Raw genomic sequence first — 20,560 nt, forward strand, 5'->3', positions numbered from 1 at the left:
CGATGAGTCTGCAGCGAAGGTTTTTCCTCCTTTCCTTCAGCATCATCCTCATTTTTTCCGTCGCGGTGACGGCAACCCTGTTCGTCGCCCAGAAAAACAAACTGGAACGTTCCCTAGAGAACAAGGGCAAGGCCTTCGCCACGTACATAGCGTCGGTGTGCACGGATGCGTTGATCCTGCGGGACGCCCTGCAGTTGGACGCGCTGGTCGCGGAGGTGCATGACGACGAGGTGGTCTATACCGTCATCGAGGACGACAACGGAACCGCGCTCACGACGGCCACGGCCAGCCTGAAGGGTCATCACCCCCTGCTGGCAAGGCACCTGCAAAAGCTCCCCGCCGAAGCGCCCCTCGACACCATCCTCAAATCCCTGAGGCAGGACGAGAACATCATCGAGCTGTCCCAAGGGGTCAAGGTCGATTCGTCGCAGCTCGGCACCGTCCACATCGGGCTCAGCAAACACAATATCCATGCGCAACTGGTGCGCCAGGCATTCATCATCCTGATGGGGATGCTGTTCATGTCGGTCACGCTCGCCATAACCCTCAACGTTGCCGCGAACCGGTTGGTGCTGCGCCCGGTGAGCGAACTGGCCCAGGTAGCCAACCAGCTCTCCGCCGGCAACATGGCCGCCAGGGTCACCTCCACGTCGGTCGGCGAAATAGAGACCGTCTGCAAGAGTTTCAACGTCATGGCCGAGCGGCTGGAACGGGACATCGGTGAACTCCGGCAGGCCGAGGCCAGCGTGCGCCAGGCGCAGGAATCCCAGGAGGCCATCTTGAACTCGATGCCGGACCTCATGTTCCGGATCGACCGGGACGGGGTCATCATCGAATTTCACTCTTCGCAGATGGGCTTGCTTTACCTCCCGCCGGAGCAGTTCATGGGGAAGAGCATCCCCGACCTCCTGCCGGAAGAGCCGACCCGGATCATCATGGCGGCCCTGGAAGAAGCGGCAAGAACCGGCTCCCACCGGGGTGCGATTTACTCCCTCACCATGCCGCAAGGAGAGATGTGGTTCGAGCTTTCGGTGACCGCGATGGGCAACCCGTGCACGGGTTTCATCATGCTGGCCCGAGACGTCACAGAGCGCAAGCGGATGGAGGAAGAACAGCAGCAACTCGAAAAACAGCTGCTGCATGCCCAGAAACTGGAAAGCCTCGGCGTACTCGCCGGGGGCATCGCCCATGACTTCAACAACATCCTCATGGCCATCATGGGCAACGCAGAACTCGCGCTCATGCGCCTCGACAAGGAATCCCCCGCGATAGGGAACCTGCGCAGCATCGAACAGGCCTCCGCGCGCGCCGCGGACCTGGCGGCCCAGATGCTCGCCTATTCCGGCAAGGGGAAGTTCATCATCGAGCACCTGGACCTGAATCGCCTGCTGCAAGAGATGCTGCACATGCTCGAGGTCTCCATATCCAAGAAAGCACAGCTCAGCTTCGAACTCGCCGAGTCGCTCCCGCTCGTCGAGGCCGATGCGACCCAGATCCGCCAGGTCGTCATGAACCTCGTCATCAACGCCTCAGAAGCGATCGGGGACAACAACGGGACCATCTCGGTCAAAACCGGGAGCATAACGTGCGACCGCAACTACCTGAAAAACATGTGGCAGAACGAGGAACTGGCGGAGGGGAGCTATGTCTACCTGGAGATAGCGGATACCGGCTGCGGCATGGACAAGGACACCTTGGCGAGGATGTTCGATCCCTTTTTCACCACCAAGTTCACCGGGCGGGGCTTGGGGATGGCGGCGGTGCTGGGGATCATCAGGGGGCACAACGGGGCACTGGTCGTGGACAGCGAACCGGGCCGAGGGACCACCATCAGGATACTCATCCCGGCGGGCGAGCAGCAGACCGAGGTCCACCACCACCCCCCGCCAGAGGAGGAAGATTGGCAAGGCGCGGGATATGTTCTTCTTGTCGATGATGAGGAGACGGTGCGCAACATTGGCGCCGAGATGCTCAGGGAACTCGGCTTTTCCCCGATAAGCGCCAGCGAGGGTTGCGAAGCTATCGACCTCTACAAGGCGGTCGCGGGTATCCGGTTCGTGATCCTGGACCTGACCATGCCACACATGGACGGCGGACAGTGCCTGACCGAGCTGAAGAAGCTAGATCCCTCGGTACAGGTCATCATGTCCAGTGGCTACAGCGAGGTTGAGCTGCAGCGGAAATTTTACGGCCAGGAAGTCGCGGGGTTCATCCAGAAGCCTTATAGCCTTTCGGCGCTCAGGAAGGTTTTAAAAGCGATCAGTCCAGGCACCTGAACACCCCGGAGCTCCAAAGGCAGCTGCCGCAGGGCTCGGTGTTGACGTAGCAGTCCTGGTCGAAGCGCTCGGCCTGGACCAGGTCGCAGGGGGAGGTATTGCACTCGGCGCAGGAAGGGTAGTCGTGGCGCACCACGTTCTCCCGGTAGCCGCGGAACGCCGGGCTGTTCCAGATCTCCAGCACGCCGCGATCCTTCACGTTGCCGAACACCCAGGGAAGGACCGGGTGCTGCCAGCCGTTGGCGTAGGAACGGCAGCTGTGCCACAGGTGGTAGCAGGGATGCATGCCGCCGTCCCAGGAGACGAAGGCGCTCCCCTTCTCGACGAAGCTGCAGCCGCGCTTCTCGCGCCGGGCGATCTCCGGCAGCCTCAGGTCGATCCCGGTCCGGCGCGCCACCTGCGCCGCCTCCTCGAAGATCCCCTGGCTTTCATGGATCTGCACCATATCCATGGCGAAAAGCCGCTTCAGGTCCAGCGTGATGCCCCGCTGGTTCGCGTCCGCCTTCATCGCCGCCACGAAATCGATGACCCGCCTCTCCTGCTCGGACTTGCGGTAGCTCCACAGGATCTCGAAGTAACGGCTGATGTCGATCCCTTTAAGGTCGGCCTTGCTCTTCCAGCTCTGGTACAGGGTGATCGCCTCGTCGCTGCAGAGGTCGTAGCTGCACTGCTTGAGGTGCGGTTCGTCGAACGGGTGCAGGTGGGAGACCAGCGCGAAGCTGACCCCGAACTCGGCGGCCCAGGAGAGCGCCGCGGGGAGCTGCGCCAGGTTGTCGCGCATCACCACGAACTCGACGCCAATCTCCATATCCGGGCGGTGACAGGCTGCCTTGGCGGCGCCCAGGGCGTTCAGGGCGTGCTCGAGGTCCACCAGCTGGCTCCCTGAGCGGATGGAGCTGAAGGTGGTGGCGTCGACGCCATCCATGGAGAGGCAGACCCGGTCCACACCGGCATTGAGAAGCGACACGGCGCGCAGGTGCGAGAGGAGCAGGCCGTTACTCTGGAAACCGATCCAGCTACCCGCCGGCATCAGCTTCTTGGCCCGGCTGATGAAGTGCTCCAGGCGCGTGTTCAAGAGCGGTTCGCCGACGCCGTTCAGCACCAGCGCCTCCAGGTTGGGGAGCGCCGGTTCCAGCTCGCTGAAGGTGGCCAGATCGAGGTCTCCCTCCTTGGCCCGGCTGCCGTCACCGTTTTGCTTCATGCACATGACGCAGTTCAGGTTGCAGCGGCTGGTGGTTTCCACGAACAGTTTGGAAGGGTATTCCCGAAAGGCCGGCTCGTTGACCGGCATGAATTCAGACAGCGCCGCTGCGTTGCTTTGCATCCCGTTGATCCTCATTGCTGCTCCCCTCGCCCCCCGGGAAACGGCCGGACCGGGGAGGTGCCGCCCGCGTCAAGACGTCCCGTTCGGCCCTCCCGGGAGGCGAGAGTTCCGTGGAGCCGGTGATGGCTCCCTGTTCAGTATCCAGTAGTCCAGTAGTAGGGTTTGGCAGTTGCAGTTGCCAGCCCCTGCCCCTGCCTTACCTCAGCCCCTCGGCCACCAGTTCCGCGATGTCTTTCACGGTGGTGCCGCCGTTGGAGCGGTCCTTCAGCCCGTCTTCCATCATGGTCATGCAGTAAGGGCAGGTGGTGCAGATGGTGCCGGGATTCCCCTCCAGCGCCTCGCTGACCCGGTTCAGGTTGATCCTCTCGCCCAGGTGCTCCTCCATCCACATGCGCCCGCCGCCTGCGCCGCAGCAGAAGGAGTTCTCGCGGTTGCGCTCCATCTCGGCCGGCGCGCTGCCGGTCGCCTGCGCGATGACCGCGCGCGGCGCCTCGTAGACGCCGTTATGGCGCCCCAGGTAGCAGGAATCGTGGAAGACGATGTTGCCACCCTTCTTGGCGTGGTGATCGAGCTTCAGTTTCCCTTCCGCCAGGAGCGATTCGATGAACTCCGCGTGCGGGATCACCTCCAGTTCCAGGCCGTACTGGCGGTAGTCGTTCTTGAGCGTGGTGAAGCAGTGCGGGCACTGGGTGACCACCTTGGTCACGCCCTTCTCCTGGAACTGCGCCACGTTCTCCCGGGCCATCTTGTCGAAGAGGTACTCGTTGCCAAGCCGGCGCAGGCTGTCGCCGCAGCACTTCTCCTCCTTGCCGAGGATGCCGTAGGAGACGCCCGCCGCCTCCATGATCCGGGTCATGGCCAGGGTCACCTGTTTGCTGCGGGAGTCGAACGAGCCGGCGCAGCCAACGAAGTAGAGGTACTCGGTGGTGCCCGCCTCGAACTGCCGCACCTCGCGGCCGCCGGCCCACTTGCCGCGCTCGCCCGGCGCGATCCCCCACGGGTTGGAGCGCTGCTCCATGTTCTCGAAGAGGTTCAGGAGCTCTTCCGGGAAGTCGGCTTCCATCTGCACCAGGTGCCGGCGCATCTTGGTGATCTTGGGCATCTGCTCGATGAAGACCGGGCAGGCGGCGAGGCAGGCGCCGCAGCTGGTGCAGGACCAGAGGGCGTCGGGCTTGATGCTCCCTTCCGCGTCGCCGATTACCGGCACGGTCGGCTCGCCGCCGCGCTGCAGGAGACCACCGTTGGCCAAAAGGTTCACCTTGATGTCGTGCATCACCAGGCGCGGGTTGAGCGGCTTGCCGGTGCTGGCGGCCGGGCAGGATTTCTCGCAGCGGCCGCACTCGGTGCAGGAGAAGGAGTCGAAAAGATCCTTCCAGGTGAAGCGGTCAATGCTGCCGGCGCCGTACACGTTCCCCTCGACGAACTCCTCGCGCGGTTGCGTGTTGGGGGTATCGAGCCCCTTGAAGAAGCAGTTGGGGATCGCCGCCAGGATGTGCATGTGCTTGCTGTAGGGGAGGTAGTTCAGGAAGAACAGGAGCACGCCGGCATGCAGCCACCAGGAAACCTGGGCGACACTCTTCAGCGTCTCGGGCCCCTGCCCCGCCAGCAGCGAGGCGAGCGCCAGCGAGACCGGCATGGCCTGCGCCGCCTCCTCCGCGCCCAGGGCGATCTCCGCAGCGTGCAGGCCGAAGTAGGCCAGCATGAGGGTGCCGATCATGGAAAGGATGCCGAATGCTTCACCGGTGCGGGCTCCCTCGTAGGGAGGCGCCACCGCTCGACGCACCAGCGCGATCACCACCGCGGTGAGGGCACAGAGCGAAACGATGTCGAAGACGAAGACCAGCGGCTGGTAGAGCGCCGCCGGCAGTATGCGCGCCAGCTTCGCCGCCGGGAAGACGCCGGCGACCAGGAACTCGGTGTTGGCGACGGCCAGGATCAGGAACGACCAGAAGATGAAGAGGTGGTTGATGCCGAAGGGACGGCTGACCACGCGCTTTTGGAGGAAGGCGAACAGGAACATCCCCTGCAGCCGTTCCGCGAGACTGGAAAAACGGTCCTCGGAGGCTCCGACGCCGACCAGGCTGAAGCGGCGGTAGCAGCTCCAGGCGAAGATCAGACCGGCGGCCGCCAGAAGCGGTGTAAAGATGACAGGATCAGGTTGCATGAAAGAATCCCTCAATAAGTAATAAAAATTAGGCCGCCTTGACGTCCTTCACCTCGACGTTACCCTTGCTCGCCTTCATCTCGCGCAGGGCGGCGATGAGGGCGGGGACCACGTCGAACAGGTCACCCACGATACCGTAGTTGGCCACCTCGAAGATCGGGGCCTCCTTGTCGCGGTTGATGGCGACGATCAGGTCGGAGTCCTGCATCCCCACCAGGTGCTGGATCGCGCCGGAGATGCCGCAGGCGATATAGATCTTGGGACGCACCGTCTTGCCGGTCTGCCCCACCTGCCGGTCGCCCGGCATCCACCCCGCGTCGACCGCGCTGCGCGAGGCGCCCACCTCTCCGCCCAGTTCGTCGGCCAATTCCTGCAGTATGGCGAAGTTCTCCTTGGCCATCATGCCGCGCCCGCCCGAAACGATGAACTCGGCACCGGCGATGTCGACATCCCCCGCCTTCTTGTCGCGGATCACCTGGAGCACCTTGGTGAAGATATCCGCCTCGGAGATGGGGAGGCTGACCGGGACGATCTTGCCGGTCCGCCCCGGCATCTGCGCCGGCATCGGCATCACGTGGGAGCGTACCGTCGCCATCTGGGGGCGGAACCGGTCGCACATGATGGTCGCCATGATGTTGCCGCCGAAGGCCGGCCGGGTCTGCATCAGGTTACGCTTGCCGTCGATGTCGAGGCCGGTGCAGTCCGCGGTGAGGCCGGTCTTGACCCGGGTCGCCACGGCGCCGGCCAGGTCGCGTCCCATGCCGGTCGCACCCATGAGGACGATCTCCGGCTTGTACTTGTCGATCAGGTGGCACAGGGCGTCAAGGTACGGGTAGGTGCGGTAGTGCTTGAGTACCGGCTGGTCCATGAGGTAGGCCTTGTCCGCGCCGTAGCTGAAGGCCTCGTGGCACAGGTGCTCCACCTGGTCCCCCATGACCACCGCGCAGAGTTCAACGCCCAGCTTGGCGGCGAGTTCCTGCCCCTTGCCCATCAGTTCCCACGATACGCGGGCCGCCTCCCCTTCGGTCTGCTCCACGAAGACCCAGACGCCGCGGTAGGCCGCCACCAGTTCGCGGCGCGCCAGTTCCTCCGGGTCCGCATCCTCTTCGGAAAGGTCCTGCTGTCCGGCGAGCTGCGCCAGAATCTCCAGCTCCTCAGGCGTATAGAAGATCTCCAGGGCCGCCCCCGGGCAGGCCTTCACGCACTTGAGGCAGCCGATGCACTTGGAGAGTTCGATCTGCGGTTCGCCCGCGTCGCTCATCTGGATGCCGTCCACCGGGCAGCTGCTCTGGCAGCGCGCGCCGCAGGCGATGCACTTCCCCTCGATCAGCCTGACCTTCCCCCGCGGCTTTTTCGGTTTGTTTTTAAGCTCAGCCATCTTTATCCCACTCCTCGTCACGTCCATCAGGTCCACCGGCCACCGGTGTCCGCTCAGTCCACAAAGGTTTTGGTGACGCTACACCGCCAGCATGTCGCTGGCCACCAGCTTCTCCAGCAAAAGCCGGGCGGTGCCTGCCGGGTCGCCCATGCCGTCGCCGATGATCTCGCCCGCCGCGCGCTGCGGCGAGAAGATCCTGCTCACCCAGGTGGGCGAGCCCTTCAGGCCGACGCTGTTGGGGTCCAACTGAAGTTCCTTGTTGTCCCACACCTTGACCTCGGCCTTGGCCGCCTTGAGTCGCATGGGGACGGTCGGGTAGCGCGGGCGGTTCAGCTCGCGCACCACGGTGATCATGGCCGGCAGTTTCGCCTCCACGATCTCGTAGCGTCCTTCCAGCTTGCGCCGAACCCGGATCTTCTTGGCCAGGAAGTCGAGGTGTTCGATCCGGTCCACCAGGGTAAGTTGTGAGAAACCGAGGCGGATGGCGATGCCCGGGCCGACCTGGGCCGTGTCGCCGTCGATGGTCTGTTTGCCGCAGAACACGATGCCCACCTCGTCCTCCTGGGCCAGCTTCCTGATCGCCGCCGCCAGCACGTTGCTGGTGGAAAGCGTGTCCGCGCCGCCGAAGGCGCGGTCGGAGCAGAGGATCGCCTCGTCCACGCCGAGCGCCAGCGCCTTTCTCAGGGTCGCCTCCGTATTGGGCGGTCCCATCGAGAGCGCGGCCGCCTTGAAGCCGTAGCGGGCCTTCATGCGCAGGCTTTCCTCGAGCGCGTGGGTGTCGTAAGGGTTGACGATGAAGGGAATGCCATCGCGCACCAGCGTATTGGTCACCGGGTCGATCTGCACCTGTGTCGTATCCGGCACCTGTTTAATGCAAGCCACTACGTACATGCAAGTTCCTCTCTCACAAGCAAATTTCCAACTCTCAGCCAACTCTCCGTCAAGCCTTCACCCGCCTTCAGCCACAGTCCACTTATGTCCACCAGGTCCACCGTGTCCACCGGGTCCATCAGGGTTTTGGTGGCTTTGGTGACTAGTGGCTAACCCTGGTGAGTTCCCACTGCTCCCTGAACAGTGCGAACGCCTCGCGCATGATGAAGGAAGCCTTCTTCCCCCTCTTGTCCATCAGTTTCTGGATTGCGTCGCGCTCGTCGTCGCTCATACGGATCGAGATGATGTTCACTTTTTTCTGGCTTCTGTCCTTCATGACTTCTTCTCCCCTTCTATCTGACGTCCTGAAAATATGCTGCGCTTAGAGCAGCTCGATCTCATCGTCGGGGCGTACCACCCCGCCGCTAATCACCGTGGCAAAGACACCTTCCTTGGGCATGACGCAGTCGCCGGCCTGGTAGTAGATGGCGCAGCGGGTGTGGCAGACCTTCCCGATCTGGGAGATCTCCAACACGGCCGGGCCGATGCCGAGGCGCGTGCCGATGGGGAGGTGCATCAGGTCGATGCCCCGCGTGGTGATGTTCTCCGCGAAGTCCCCGGCGCCCACCGACAGTCCAAGTTGCACCATCTTGTCGATGCTCTCCTGGGCTAAGAGGCTCACCTGGCGATGCCAATCCCCCGCGTGCCCGTCACCGATGATGCCGAAGTTCTCCCGCAGGTGCACCTCCGGCGCCGCCTTCTTTCTCTCGCCCTTGTTGCGGCTTATGTTGACCGCCACTACCGATGCGCTCATAGCTTCCTCCATGTGGTCAAGGGGACTGGCACCTGCGGAGCCAGTCCCCTGTACCCCGTTTTTTCGCTAGCCCCTAGCCCCTAGCCCCTGCCTTTACCCACCGATCCTCGACATGTTGACCACCGCCTGCTCGGCGCCTTCCTCGGCGATATGGTGCCGTCCCGGCTTCTGGGTCACGATGCTCTTCAGGGTCTGCCGCAGCGCCTCCGGGTCATCCGATGCCAGTAGCGGCTTCAGGTCCGTCCCCTGTTCCGAGAAGAGGCAGCCGCGCACCCGGCCGGTCGCCGTGATCCTGATCCGGTTGCAGCTCTCGCAGAAGTGGCCGGAAACCGGGGTGATGATCCCGATGGCGCCCGCCGCCCCCTGTATCTTGTAGTTCCTGGCCGGTCCCGCCATCTCCGAGCTGACCAGCGGCAGCAGCGGGTAGCGCTCGCCGATTGCCGCCAGGATCTCGCTCCCCGGCATGCTCTGCGCGCCCCATTCCTCATCCTTGAGGGTCGGCATGTACTCTATGAAGCGGACCGTGAACGGCTTTTCCAGGGTCAAAGCGGCGAAGTCCAGGATCTCGTGATCGTTCACCCCGCGCATCACCACCATGTTGATCTTGAGGGGACCGAAGCCCGCTTTCTGCGCCGCCTCGATCCCGGCCAGCACCCGGCCCAGGTCCGCTCCGCGGGTGATCCTGGCGAAGGTTTCCGGCTGCAGGGAGTCGAGGCTTATGTTGAGCCTCGCCACCCCGGCATCCTTGAGCGGCTGGGCCAGCTCTTCCAGCAGCAGCCCGTTGGTGGTCAGCACCAGTTCCTTGAGCCCCGGCAGCGCCGAGAGGCGTCCCAGGAAATCGACCAGCCCCTTCCGCACCAGCGGCTCGCCGCCGGTGACCCGGATCTTCTCTATCCCCTGCTCCACGCAGGCGGCGGAGACCCGATAGAGCTCCTCGTAGCTCAGCATCTCTTTATGCTCGAGCTTCGCCACTCCCTGCGCCGGCATGCAGTAACAGCAGCGCATGTTGCAGCGGTCGGTGACCGAGAGTCTTAAGTAGTTGATCCGCCTGCCGTAGGTATCGATCAGTGCCATGTCTTACTCCCTTCGGAAACACGCCTCGCCGTATACAAAGGCAATATCGATACCAATTGTTCCGATTCGGAGCAAAAAGCCGGATCAGCCACTAATGAGGGAGGAACTAAGCTGGTGAATACATGGGAAACGAACCGATTTTTGCCTTTCTGAATTCAACAAACGCGCGGGGAGCGTGACGGCGGTTGGCGCAGCAAAACGGCCGTTCCACAAAAGAGCAAATGTTCCATTGTGGAACGTCGCAACTGTTCGATTTGAGGACGCAACTTTGCGAGGGACAGCACGGGCGGTAAACACAGCGCCGGTTAAGTATACGGTATCCTGTGAATATTATTCGATATCCCGAAAAATTGTGTTTACGGCAAATTCTGGTACGCACCTTGCGATAGCGTAGAAAACCGTTTTAGGAAAGTGTATGCAGCATGGCACCACTATCTTAAAAACAAAAAGAACCGGGTCCAGCCCGGAAAAACAACAGGGGGAAATGAAAATGGCATTAGGAGAGCAGACTTACGGTTTCTTCATTCCGACGGTATCGCTGATGGGCGTTGGTTCCGCTAAGGAAACCGGCGAGCAGGTCAAGGCACTGGGCGCATCCAAGGCGCTGATCGTCACCGACAAAGGCCTCTCGGCCATGGGCGTTGCCGACAAGATCAAGGAGCAGGTGGAAGCTGCCGGCGTTAAAGCTATCATCTTCGACGGCGCCGAGCCGAACCCGACCGACATCAACGTGCACGACGGCGTGAAGGTGTACCAGGAAAACGGTTGCGACGCGATCATCTCCCTGGGCGGCGGCTCCTCCCACGACTGTGGTAAGGGCATCGGCCTGGTCATCGGCAACGGCGGCCACATCCGCGACTTCGAAGGCGTGAACAAGTCCACCAAATCCATGCCGGCATTCGTCGCCATCAACACCACCGCCGGCACCGCTTCCGAAATGACCCGCTTCTGCATCATCACCAACACCGACACCCACGTGAAGATGGCCATCGTCGACTGGCGCTGCACTCCGAACATCGCCATCAACGACCCGCTGCTCATGGTCGGCAAGCCGGCAGCCCTGACCGCTGCCACCGGTATGGACGCCCTGACCCACGCGGTTGAGGCTTACGTCTCCACCATCGCCACCCCGATCACCGACGCATGCGCCATCAAGGCCATCGAGCTGATCGCCGAGTACCTCTCCAAGGCAGTCGCCAACGGCGAAGACCTCGAGGCACGCGACAAGATGGCTTACGCCGAGTACCTGGCCGGCATGGCGTTCAACAACGCATCCCTTGGCTACGTCCACTCCATGGCTCACCAGCTGGGCGGCTTCTACAACCTGCCGCACGGCGTCTGCAACGCCATCCTGCTGCCGGCAGTCAGCCAGTACAACCTGATCGCCTGCCCGAAGCGTTTCGCTGACATCGCGAAAGCCCTGGGCGAGAACGTCGACGGCCTGTCCGTGACCGAAGCCGGCCAGAAGGCCATCGACAGGATCCGCACCCTCTCCGCTTCCATCGGCATCCCGACCGGCCTCAAGGCCCTCAATGTCAAGGAAGAGGACCTGGCCATCATGGCAGAGAACGCGAAGAAGGACGCTTGCCAGTTCACCAACCCGCGCAAAGCGACCCTCGAGCAGGTCATCCAGATCTTCAAGGATGCAATGTAATAATTAAAGTCCCCGCCACCGGAGGGGGAGGGTCAGGGAGGGGGGCTTTTCACCGCTGTGCTTCCCCCCTCCCAACCTCCCCCCTCCGGGGGAAGGGGCAACGGCACGACCACCTGTAGGGGCGAATAATCATTCGCCCCCGCACTTCCCGCTCGATGCGGGCAATAGGCAACACCGCCTGCGGGCCCAACCGGCGCGCAGGCCCGAACACATGCAAGAGATGCGTAAGCGGTGTCGGGTCAGTCACGCATCAAAAAATCTCCGAGCCGTCGCAGCCTAAAAGGGACCTTCCCTCATGGCTCCAGGCCAACGGGTTTCGCTGGAAACGGTGGAGCCTCCCTCTTGGAAAGGAGTCCCGGCGGTCAGCGCTGCCGGTAGAACTAAACAAAAACAGGGAGCTTGAAAAGCATGGATAAGATTTTTCGCGTCAACATGACCGACCTCACCACCAAGATCGAAGAAGTACCGGCAGCATGGGCAGGCCTGGGTGGCCGTGGCCTCACCTCCACCATCGTGGCCGCCGAAGTACCGCCGACCTGCCACGCGCTTTCCGCCGACAACAAGCTGGTGTTCGCACCGGGCCTTCTGACCGGCACCCCGGCCGCCAACTCCGGCCGTCTCTCCGCAGGCGCCAAGAGCCCGCTCACCGGCGGCATCAAAGAGTCCAACGCCGGCGGCACCGCGGCGCAGATGCTGGCGAAACTCGGCATCAAGGCCCTCATCATCGAAGGCGCACCGAAAACCGGCGCCTGGTACAACCTGGCCGTGGGCGTGAACGGCGTCACCATCAACGAGGAGAAGGAACTGCTGGGCCTTGGTAACTTCGCCGTCATCGACGCGGTCGAGGCCCGCCTGGGCAAGAAGACCGGCGTCCTCACCATCGGCCCGGCCGGCGAACTGAAGATGACCGCCGCCAACATCTCCGTCAAGGACCCCGACAGCAAGATCCGCAGCCACGGCCGTGGCGGCCTGGGCGCAGTCATGGGCTCCAAGCAGATCAAGTTCATCTCCATCGACGGCGAAGGCGCACCGGGCGTGAAGATCGCCGATCCCGAGAAATTCAAGGGCGCAGCCAAGGTGTTCGCCAAGGCGCTTCTCGACCACCCCGTTTCCGGCGAGGGGCTGCCGACCTACGGCACCAACGTCCTGGTCAACATCCTCAACGAGGCCGGCGGCCTCCCCACCAAGAACTTCACCGTCGGCCAGTTCGAAGGCCACGACAAGATCTCCGGCGAGACCATGCACGACACCATCGCGGCCCGCGGCGGGAAGGTCAAGCACGGCTGCCACGCCGGCTGCATCATCCAGTGCTCGCAGGTCTACAACGATAAAGACGGCAAGTACGTCACCTCCGGCTTCGAGTACGAGACCATCTGGGGCCTGGGCGCCGACTGCTGCATCGACAACCTGGACGACATCGCCCGCGCCGACAACCTGATGGACGACATCGGGATCGACTCCATCGAGACCGCGGTCATGTTCGGCGTGGCCATGGAGGCCGGCATCCTTAACTGGGGCGACTCCAAGGAGATGCTCCGCCTGCTGACCGAGGAAATCGCCAAGGGGACCGCGCTGGGCCGCGTCCTGGGCGGCGGCGCAGGCTCCGTCGGCCGCACCTACGGCGTGACTCGCGTACCGGTCGTCAAGAACCAGGGCATCCCGGCCTACGACCCGCGCTCCGTCAAGGGGATCGGCATCACCTACGCCACCTCCACCATGGGCGCCGACCACACCTCCGGCTACACCATCGCCACCAACATCCTGAACGTCGGCGGCTACGTCGATCCGCTCAAGAAGGACGGCCAGGTCGAGCTCTCCCGTAACCTGCAGATCGCGACCGCCGCGGTCGACTCCACCGGTATGTGCATCTTCGTCGCCTTCCCGGCGCTGGACATCCCGGAGTGCCTGCCGGCCCTGATCGACATGATCAACGCCCGCTTCGGCATCGCCCTCACCGGCGACGACGTCACCAACCTGGGCAAGCACATCCTGAAACTGGAGCGTGACTTCAACCAGAAAGCCGGCCTCACCAGCGTCCACGACCGCCTGCCGGACTTCTTCAAGACCGAGCCGGTCGCGCCGCACAACGCGGTGTGGGACTTCACCGACGCGGAAATCGACGAGTTCTGGAACTTCTAGGAACCACCATTACCCGGCGTGACGGAAGTCACGCCGGGTTTTTCCGTTTGAGCCAAACAAGCAGGTGCCGCATGAAGATAACACTCAAGCTTTTCGCCACGTTCAGAAACGGCAGGTTCAAGATCGCCGAGCAGGAGCTCGCCGAGGGGACCGAGGTGCGCCAGGTGGTGCTGGGCCTTGGGCTTACCGAGGAGGAAATCGGCATCGTCATGCTCAATGGCCGGCACGGTGAACTGGACAGCAAGCTCGCCAACGGCGATACCCTTTCGCTCTTTCCCCTGGTCGGAGGAGGCTGATATGCGCAAGGTCATCACTTTCCTGAAAGAGCAGACCAAGGACGGCCTGCTTCCCTGGAGCGCCCAGGATGCCACCGCCCAGCGCTTCCACCTGAGCCATGCGGCGGTCGAGCTGCTCGCCCTGCAAAACGGCCTCTACCCGGCGCGCTACCAGCGCAACCGGAACATGATCCAGGTCGACGAGCAACTGCGCCTGTTCCAAAGCCGCGTCGCCGTGATCGGCTGCGGCGGCCTGGGGGGCTACGTCCTCGAGGAACTGGCGCGGCTGGGCGTCGGACAGATCATCGCCATCGACCCCGACATCTTCGAAGAGCACAACCTGAACCGGCAGATCCTCTCCACCCCCGCGTTGCTGGGACAGCCCAAGGCGGCGGTAGCGGCCGAGCGACTGGCGCAGGTGAATCCCGCCGTCACGGTCACCGCCATCCAGGACTACTTCTGCCTTGCCAACGGGCACGAGCTCTTAGCAGGGGCGCACATCGCGGTGGACGCGCTGGACAGCATCTCGTACCGGCTGCAGCTCGCCGAGTTCTGCACCCTGGCCGGCATCCCCATGGTGCACGGCGCCATCGGCGGCTGGTACGGCCACGTCGCCTCCCAGTTTCCCGGCGAGACCACGGTGCAGCAGATCTATCGCCACTGGGTCGCCGGCAAGGGGATCGAGCAGCAGCTCGGCAACCCGAGCTTCACCCCCGCCGTCGTGGCGAGCCTGGAAGTCGCCGAAGTCTGCAAGATCCTGCTCGGCAAGGGTGAACCACTCAGAAACCGCAAGCTGACGATTGACCTGCTGGAAATGGAGATGCAGGAGATCTCCTACGCTCCGGTCCCGGTCACCCTGGTGGACGCGGCCTGACCGTTGCGCCGCTCCCCCCTCGCCCTTTGGGAGAGGGCTGGGGTGAGGGAGAACCAAAGCGGCACCGCTGCCGCTACAAAAAACAAGCGACGCCGTCGACGACGCCGCTCAGAGCACCGAGGTGCATCATGCCAAGCTTTGAAGAAGCGCGCGGCATCATACTGGCCCACGTAGCCCCGTTGGGCGGGGAACAGGTCCTTCTCTCCGATGCCCTGGGTCGGGTGGTCAGCACGGACATCATGGCCCCCTGGGACCTGCCGCAGTACGACAACTCGGCCATGGACGGCTATGCCGTGCACGCCGCCGATTGCACCTCGGTCCCGGCCCGTCTCGACATCACCGGATTCCTTCCCGCCGGAGGCGAGGGTTGTCCCGCGGTAAGCGTCGGCTGTGCGGTACGGATCATGACCGGCGCCCCCATCCCGCCCGGATGCAACGCGGTGGTCCCCATCGAAGAAACAGAGCAGGAAGGCGACCAGGTCGTCATCAACCAGCGAGTGCTCCCCAAGCAGCATGTCCGGGTCAAAGGTAGCGACGTCGCCTGCGGCACCCAGGTCCTCCCCGCCGGCAGCCAGCTCCGCCCCGCCGAGATCGGCATGCTGGCCGCCATGGGACAGGCGCTGGTGCCGGTGTATCGCAAGGCGCGCGTGGCGATCCTTTCCACCGGCGACGAACTGATCGAGCTGGGCGAGAGCCCCAAGGCCGGCAAGGTCATCAACTCCAACGCACTCTCCCTGGCCGCCGCGGTGCGCGAGGCGGGAGCGGAACCGGTGCTGCTCGGCATAGCGCGGGACAACCTGGAGAGCCACCGGGACAAGATGCGGGAAGGGCTTTGCTGCGACGCCCTGATCACCTCGGCAGGCGTCTCCGCCGGAGACCGCGACCTGGTCCGGGAGGTTGCCGCGAGCCTCGGCGCCGAAGAGCTGTTCTGGAAGATCGGCATGAAGCCGGGCGGCCCCACCGCCTTCTCGGTCTGGCAGGGAAAGCCGATCTTCTCGCTCCCCGGCAACCCGGTATCCACCATGGTGACCTTCGAGCTGCTGGTGAAGCCCGCCCTCTTGAAGATGATGGGGCACCACCGGGTACTTCCTCCCTTCGTGAAAGGGATTCTCGCCGAAGACGCCCATAAAAAGCCGGGCAAGCTGCACTTCATCCGGGTCACGGTGAAAAAGCGCCACGGCAGGCACGTCGCCTACTGCGCCGGCGAGCAACACACCGCCATCCTGAGCACCATGACCAGGTGCGACGCCCTGGCCGCCCTCCCCTGCGACGCCACCTTCATCCCGGCCGGAAGCGAAGTCGACCTGGCGCTGATGAGGGAAGTGGAGCTTTTGAGCGAGGGGGAAGTCGGCATAAGGTGCTGCTCCTGAAGCAGAACCAAAACTGAACGTGTCATAATAATAATTAATTTGGTATATTTTCCTTCTCGAATATGCGATAAAGCAGATGGTAAGTTTCGGGAGGTGAACTATGCAAGAGATGTTGATTTTAGGTGGCATTGTGGTGGGCTGGATCGTGCTGCAGCGCTTCATCCTGCCCAGCATGGGGATCGAGACGTGAATGTCTCCCGCATGTTCCTCCGGTCGGGGGAAGAAGAAGAACGAAGAGAAAGAGCAGGAAGGATAAGAAAGGGCGCCGCTACAAGCAGGCGCCCTTTCTTTTTGTTGTGATGATATTTCCCCTCGCACCAACCGTAGGGGCGAATAATCATTCGCCCCCCTTACCGCACCTGCGTCTCTCTCGCCATCGGCAGAGGTCGGGGCACCAAAGGCTGGGCAAATAATTATTTGCCCCTACAGCGAGCAACGGACGAGGGGACGCCCCCTTCGTCCGTTGCCGTTGCCGTTAGTACCTGTAATGCTCCGACTTGTACGGCCCTTCCTTCTTGACGCCGATGTAGGCGGCCTGGGCGTCGGTCAGCTCGGTCAGCATGGCTCCCAGGGTCTTCAGCTGCAGGCGCGCCACCTTCTCGTCCAACTCCTTCGGGAGAATGTAGACGCCGACCGGATACTTGCCGGGGTTGCAGAAGATCTCCATCTGCGCCAGGGTCTGGTTGGCGAAGGAGGAGGACATGACGTAGGAGGGGTGGCCGGTGGCGCAGCCCAGGTTCACCAGGCGCCCTTCGGCGAGCAGGATGATGCGCTTGCCGTCCGGGAAGATGACGTGATCGACCTGCGGCTTGATGTTCTCCCACTTGTACTGCTTGAGTTTGGCCACCTCGATCTCGTTGTCGAAGTGCCCGATGTTGCAGACGATGGCGTTGTGTTTCATCGCCTTCATGTGGTCGTGGGTGATGACGTCGATGTTGCCGGTGGTGGTGACGAAGATGTCGGCCTTGTCGGCCGCCCACTCCATGGTGACCACCTTGTACCCTTCCATTGCCGCCTGCAGCGCGCAGATCGGGTCGACTTCGGTGACCCAGACCTGGGCCTGCAGCCCGCGCATCGCCTGCGCGCACCCCTTGCCCACGTCGCCGTAGCCGCAGATGACCGCCACCTTGCCGGCCACCATGACGTCGGTGGCGCGCTTGATGCCGTCCATCAGGGACTCGCGGCAGCCGTAGATGTTGTCGAATTTGGACTTGGTGACCGAGTCGTTGACGTTGATGGCGGGGAACTTCAGCGTCCCCTTCTCGTACATCTGGTACAGGCGGTGCACGCCGGTGGTGGTTTCCTCGGTGACGCCCTTGATGCAGGCCGCGGTCCTGGAGTACCAGTCCGGCTGCTCTGCCAGGCGCTTCTTGATGGCCGCGAACAGGAACTGCTCCTCCTCGCAGGTCGGGTTGGCGATCACGGAGGGATCTTTCTCCGCGTCGGAACCAAGGTGCAGCAGGAGGGTCGCGTCGCCGCCGTCATCGAGGATCATGTTCGGGGCGCCGCCGTCGTGCCACTCGAAGATCTTGTGGGTGTAGTCCCAGTACTCGGCCAGCGTCTCGCCCTTGTGCGCGAAGACCGGGATGCCCGCGGCGGCGATGGCCGCGGCGGCGTGATCCTGGGTGGAGAATATGTTGCAGGAGGCCCAGCGCACCTCGGCGCCGAGAGCGGTGAGGGTCTCGATGAGCATGGCGGTCTGGATGGTCATGTGCAGCGAACCGGCGATGCGCGCCCCCTTGAGCGGCTGGGCGGCGGCGTACTCCTCGCGGATCGCCATGAGCCCCGGCATCTCGGTCTCGGCGATGATCATCTCCTTACGGCCCCAATCTGCCAGCGACATATCCTTTACGATGTAATCCTTGGTCACGTTACTTCTCCTTTCGATGGGTTAACTTCTACGCTTTTTGTTGGTTTAAATCCCCTCGCCCCCCGGGAGAGGGGCAGGGGTGAGGGCGCCGGTATCTGCCGCGCCATCCTTTGAAAAGACCCCTCACCCGCCCTACGGGCATCCTCTCCCACAGGGAGAGGGATTACTCTTTCACCGCCTTGACCAGCAGCACACTCTCCTGGCCGGCCCCGGAGACAAGCCGCTGTACGAAGACGTCGGCAAGGCCTGCGCCCTTCAGCCATCCCTGCAGTTCATCCTCTTCAAAACCAAGCCACTGGTCCGCAAGTTGCTCCCGGGCCCACTCCCGCTCGTGGCGCGCCAGGTCGGCCAGCACCAGCGTCCCCTGCGGTTGCAGCACCCTGACGATTTCGGTGAGCACCGCCTGCGGATCGGGAGCATGGTGCAGCACCATGTTGGCCACGACGCATCCGGCACCGCCGTCGGCAATGGGAAGATGGGTCATCTCCCCGAGCCTCAACTCCGCCCCGGGGACCCCGTCCTCGATCAGGCGCCGCCGCGCCTCCACCAGCATCGCCGGGGAATGGTCCACGCCGATCACCTGCCGTGCCTTGCGCGCCAGTTGCGCCATCAAGGTCCCGGTGCCGACACCGATCTCCAGCAGCACGGGAACCTCGGGGACCAGCGCCAGCAGGTTCTCCTGGTACTCCGGCACCGGCAGCAGCGTGCGCGACAGTTCGTCCCACTGGGCCGCATGCTGATCGAAGAACTCGAGGCTCCGCTTGCGGCGGGCGTCCAACGCCTGCGCCACGGCGGCGAGATCGCTGCGCCGCTCGGGAAGCTGCCCCAGCGCGCGCTCGAACTCCGGACGAATGGCGCTGAAAAAAGGGTTCTCTCCCCCCGCGCGGTAGTAGCTCCAGGTCCCCTGGCGCTTGACCGAGAGCACGCCCGCCTCCGCCAGGATCTTCAAGTGCCGCGAGATGCGCGACTGCCCCATCCCCATGATCTGGGTCAGCTCCTGTACGGTGAGTTCGGAGTTGAGCAGCACCGCCACCAGCCGCAGTCGGCACGGATCGGCCAGCGCCTTGAAAAGTTCCAGCATCGTTATATCAACCTTGGTCGTTTAGTTAAATCAAGTTTTCTTGATATAACACGGTGCGCGGCCGCTGGCAAGGCAAAAACCATATTATTTACCGCTCATTGGACGAAAAATCCCCCTGCAGCGCGGGCCACAGGGGGATGTCAGATGTCATTTGTTGTTGGCTATCAGGCCGCCTGGTCCTCGGCGATGGCAGCTGCCTCGGCGAAGATCTCGTCGAAGATCTCCTGCACCGTCTCGATGCGGGTCGCCTTCCAGGCGTTGGTGCCGCAGAAGATGAGGCCGGAGTCGACCTCGCCGCGCTGGGCACGGTCCAGCGACTTCACGATGCAGAAACGCTCGCCGCTCTCCTTGTAGGAGCACTTCTTGAGGCAGCCGTAGGAGCAGACGGAACCGTGGTCGCGGTCGTAGGAGGCGATCCCTTCCTGGTTAGTGAGGATGGCGCGGCCGGGCAGACCGGCGGGGCTCATGATCAGGCCGATGTCCTCTTTCTTGCAGTCCAGGTAGGCCTGTTTGAAGGCGTCGTCGGCGTCGCACTCGACGGTGGTGACGAAACGGCTCGCCATCTGTACCGCATCGGCCCCTTCGGAGAGCGCGTGCAGCACGTCGGCGCGGTCCCAGATGCCGCCGGCGGCGATGATCGGGATATCAAGTCCGTACTCGCTGCGGAAGAACTCCTTCACGCCGCGCACCGTTTCGTACTGGTCATACTCACCGGTGCCGATATTCTCCATCTTCTCACCGAGGTGCCCCCCGGCGGTGTCCGGATCCTCGACCACGACCGCATCGGGCAAACGGTTGTAGGCCTTGTCCCACTTTTTGGCGATGAGCTGGGCGGCACGCACGGAAGAGACGATCGGTACCAGCGCCACGTCCGGTGCATGCGCGGTCAGCCCCGGGAGGGTCATGGGCAGGCCGGCGCCACAGACGAGCACCTTGGCTCCCGCCTCGACGGAGGCGACCACCAACTCCTCGAAATCGGACAGGGCGACCATGACGTTGACGCCGATGATGCCGTCCGGGGCGATCTCGTAGGCCTTCCTGATTTCATCTTTGAGCGCCACGGAGTTGCTTTTGAGATAGTTCTTGCCGTCGAAGAACTCGCTGTTCAGGGTGATGCCCGGGGATGCCACCAGCCCGACGCCGCCGCACTTGGCAACGTGCCCGGCCAACGATCCTGCGGAAATCCTCACTCCCATGCCGCCCTGGATCAGCGGGTAACGTGCCTCGTGTTTGCCAATGCGCAACGGTTTGAACATATGCTCCTCCTGACTGTCTGACTGCACCGTAAACACATTAACAGAGAAGCTGAAATTATTTTGTAATAGTAGTGTAAAACAAAGGAGCCTCTCCCCCACAGATACCCCTTGCAAAAACCCGGCAGCGATGCTACCAGTGGG

Annotated in this window: 16 protein-coding genes and 1 riboswitch; of the genes, 6 read left to right on the top strand and 10 right to left on the bottom strand. The window is 63.2% G+C overall.

All coding sequences use genetic code 11. The features are described 5' to 3' along the window. Nucleotides 1–2: 2 nt before the first annotated feature. Nucleotides 3–2,276, top strand: a complete 2,274-nt coding sequence (locus tag KOL99_RS17815) for an ATP-binding protein (protein WP_216511825.1) — start codon at nucleotides 3–5, stop codon at nucleotides 2,274–2,276. On the opposite strand, the gene KOL99_RS17820 is transcribed toward KOL99_RS17815, so the two are convergent. The 7 genes from KOL99_RS17820 to moaA form a co-directional block, all read right to left on the bottom strand. Beyond that, entirely contained in the window at nucleotides 2,260–3,615 is a 1,356-nt protein-coding gene (locus KOL99_RS17820; protein WP_236026398.1) for a radical SAM/SPASM family putative metalloenzyme maturase, read from the bottom strand. The two genes, KOL99_RS17815 and KOL99_RS17820, sit on opposite strands and share 17 nt — an antisense overlap. 181 nt (nucleotides 3,616–3,796) lie before the next feature. Then, complete coding sequence (locus KOL99_RS17825; protein WP_216511826.1) at nucleotides 3,797–5,764, bottom strand: heterodisulfide reductase-related iron-sulfur binding cluster; 1,968 nt, start codon at nucleotides 5,762–5,764, stop codon at nucleotides 3,797–3,799. A 28-nt stretch (nucleotides 5,765–5,792) separates the two neighbouring features. Then, the gene (locus KOL99_RS17830; protein WP_216511827.1) at nucleotides 5,793–7,142 is read right to left on the bottom strand and encodes an FAD-binding protein; all 1,350 of its coding nucleotides are present in this window, start codon (nucleotides 7,140–7,142) and stop codon (nucleotides 5,793–5,795) included. Between the two features lie 78 nt (nucleotides 7,143–7,220). Beyond that, the gene (locus tag KOL99_RS17835; protein ID WP_216511828.1) at nucleotides 7,221–8,033 is read right to left on the bottom strand and encodes an electron transfer flavoprotein subunit beta/FixA family protein; all 813 of its coding nucleotides are present in this window, start codon (nucleotides 8,031–8,033) and stop codon (nucleotides 7,221–7,223) included. 142 nt (nucleotides 8,034–8,175) lie between these two features. Then, a complete protein-coding gene (locus KOL99_RS17840; RefSeq protein WP_199395240.1) occupies nucleotides 8,176–8,349 on the bottom strand; it encodes a hypothetical protein in 174 nt (57 codons plus the stop codon). A 45-nt stretch (nucleotides 8,350–8,394) separates the two neighbouring features. Beyond that, nucleotides 8,395–8,826, bottom strand: a complete 432-nt coding sequence (locus KOL99_RS17845) for an MOSC domain-containing protein (RefSeq protein WP_216511829.1) — start codon at nucleotides 8,824–8,826, stop codon at nucleotides 8,395–8,397. 93 nt (nucleotides 8,827–8,919) lie between these two features. After that, the gene (gene moaA, locus KOL99_RS17850) at nucleotides 8,920–9,900 is read right to left on the bottom strand and encodes a GTP 3',8-cyclase MoaA (protein WP_216511830.1); all 981 of its coding nucleotides are present in this window, start codon (nucleotides 9,898–9,900) and stop codon (nucleotides 8,920–8,922) included. A gap of 490 nt (nucleotides 9,901–10,390) precedes the next feature. Between moaA and KOL99_RS17855 the strand changes: the two genes are divergently transcribed. From KOL99_RS17855 to KOL99_RS17875, 5 genes are all read left to right on the top strand, one after another. Beyond that, nucleotides 10,391–11,554 (top strand): iron-containing alcohol dehydrogenase, encoded by a 1,164-nt coding sequence (locus tag KOL99_RS17855; RefSeq protein ID WP_216511831.1) that lies wholly within the window; start codon nucleotides 10,391–10,393, stop codon nucleotides 11,552–11,554. 247 nt (nucleotides 11,555–11,801) lie between these two features. After that, nucleotides 11,802–11,923, top strand: a riboswitch (molybdenum cofactor riboswitch). 39 nt (nucleotides 11,924–11,962) lie between these two features. Beyond that, nucleotides 11,963–13,693, top strand: a complete 1,731-nt coding sequence (locus KOL99_RS17860) for an aldehyde ferredoxin oxidoreductase family protein (RefSeq protein ID WP_216511832.1) — start codon at nucleotides 11,963–11,965, stop codon at nucleotides 13,691–13,693. A 71-nt stretch (nucleotides 13,694–13,764) separates the two neighbouring features. After that, complete coding sequence (locus tag KOL99_RS17865; protein WP_216511833.1) at nucleotides 13,765–13,989, top strand: MoaD/ThiS family protein; 225 nt, start codon at nucleotides 13,765–13,767, stop codon at nucleotides 13,987–13,989. 1 nt (nucleotide 13,990) lies between these two features. Beyond that, entirely contained in the window at nucleotides 13,991–14,842 is an 852-nt protein-coding gene (locus KOL99_RS17870; RefSeq protein WP_216511834.1) for a HesA/MoeB/ThiF family protein, read from the top strand. 128 nt (nucleotides 14,843–14,970) lie between these two features. After that, on the top strand, nucleotides 14,971–16,212 hold the full coding sequence (locus tag KOL99_RS17875; RefSeq protein WP_216511835.1) for a molybdopterin molybdotransferase MoeA: 1,242 nt from the start codon (nucleotides 14,971–14,973) through the stop codon (nucleotides 16,210–16,212). Nucleotides 16,213–16,687: 475 nt separating this feature from the next. Here the strand turns inward: KOL99_RS17875 and ahcY are convergent, their stop codons facing one another. The 3 genes from ahcY to KOL99_RS17890 all read right to left on the bottom strand — a co-directional run bounded on the left by ahcY (nucleotide 16,688) and on the right by KOL99_RS17890 (nucleotide 20,419). Then, the gene (gene ahcY / locus KOL99_RS17880; RefSeq protein WP_216511836.1) at nucleotides 16,688–18,082 is read right to left on the bottom strand and encodes an adenosylhomocysteinase; all 1,395 of its coding nucleotides are present in this window, start codon (nucleotides 18,080–18,082) and stop codon (nucleotides 16,688–16,690) included. Between the two features lie 163 nt (nucleotides 18,083–18,245). Continuing rightward, nucleotides 18,246–19,163 (bottom strand): ArsR/SmtB family transcription factor, encoded by a 918-nt coding sequence (locus KOL99_RS17885; RefSeq protein WP_216511837.1) that lies wholly within the window; start codon nucleotides 19,161–19,163, stop codon nucleotides 18,246–18,248. A gap of 164 nt (nucleotides 19,164–19,327) precedes the next feature. Next, nucleotides 19,328–20,419 carry an NAD(P)H-dependent flavin oxidoreductase gene (locus KOL99_RS17890; protein WP_216511838.1) on the bottom strand — a complete coding sequence of 364 codons (1,092 nt, stop codon included), beginning with the start codon at nucleotides 20,417–20,419 and terminating at the stop codon, nucleotides 19,328–19,330. Nucleotides 20,420–20,560 lie beyond the last annotated feature (141 nt).

The organism is Geomonas azotofigens (assembly GCF_018919395.1).
GTDB lineage: Bacteria > Desulfobacterota > Desulfuromonadia > Geobacterales > Geobacteraceae > Geomonas > Geomonas azotofigens.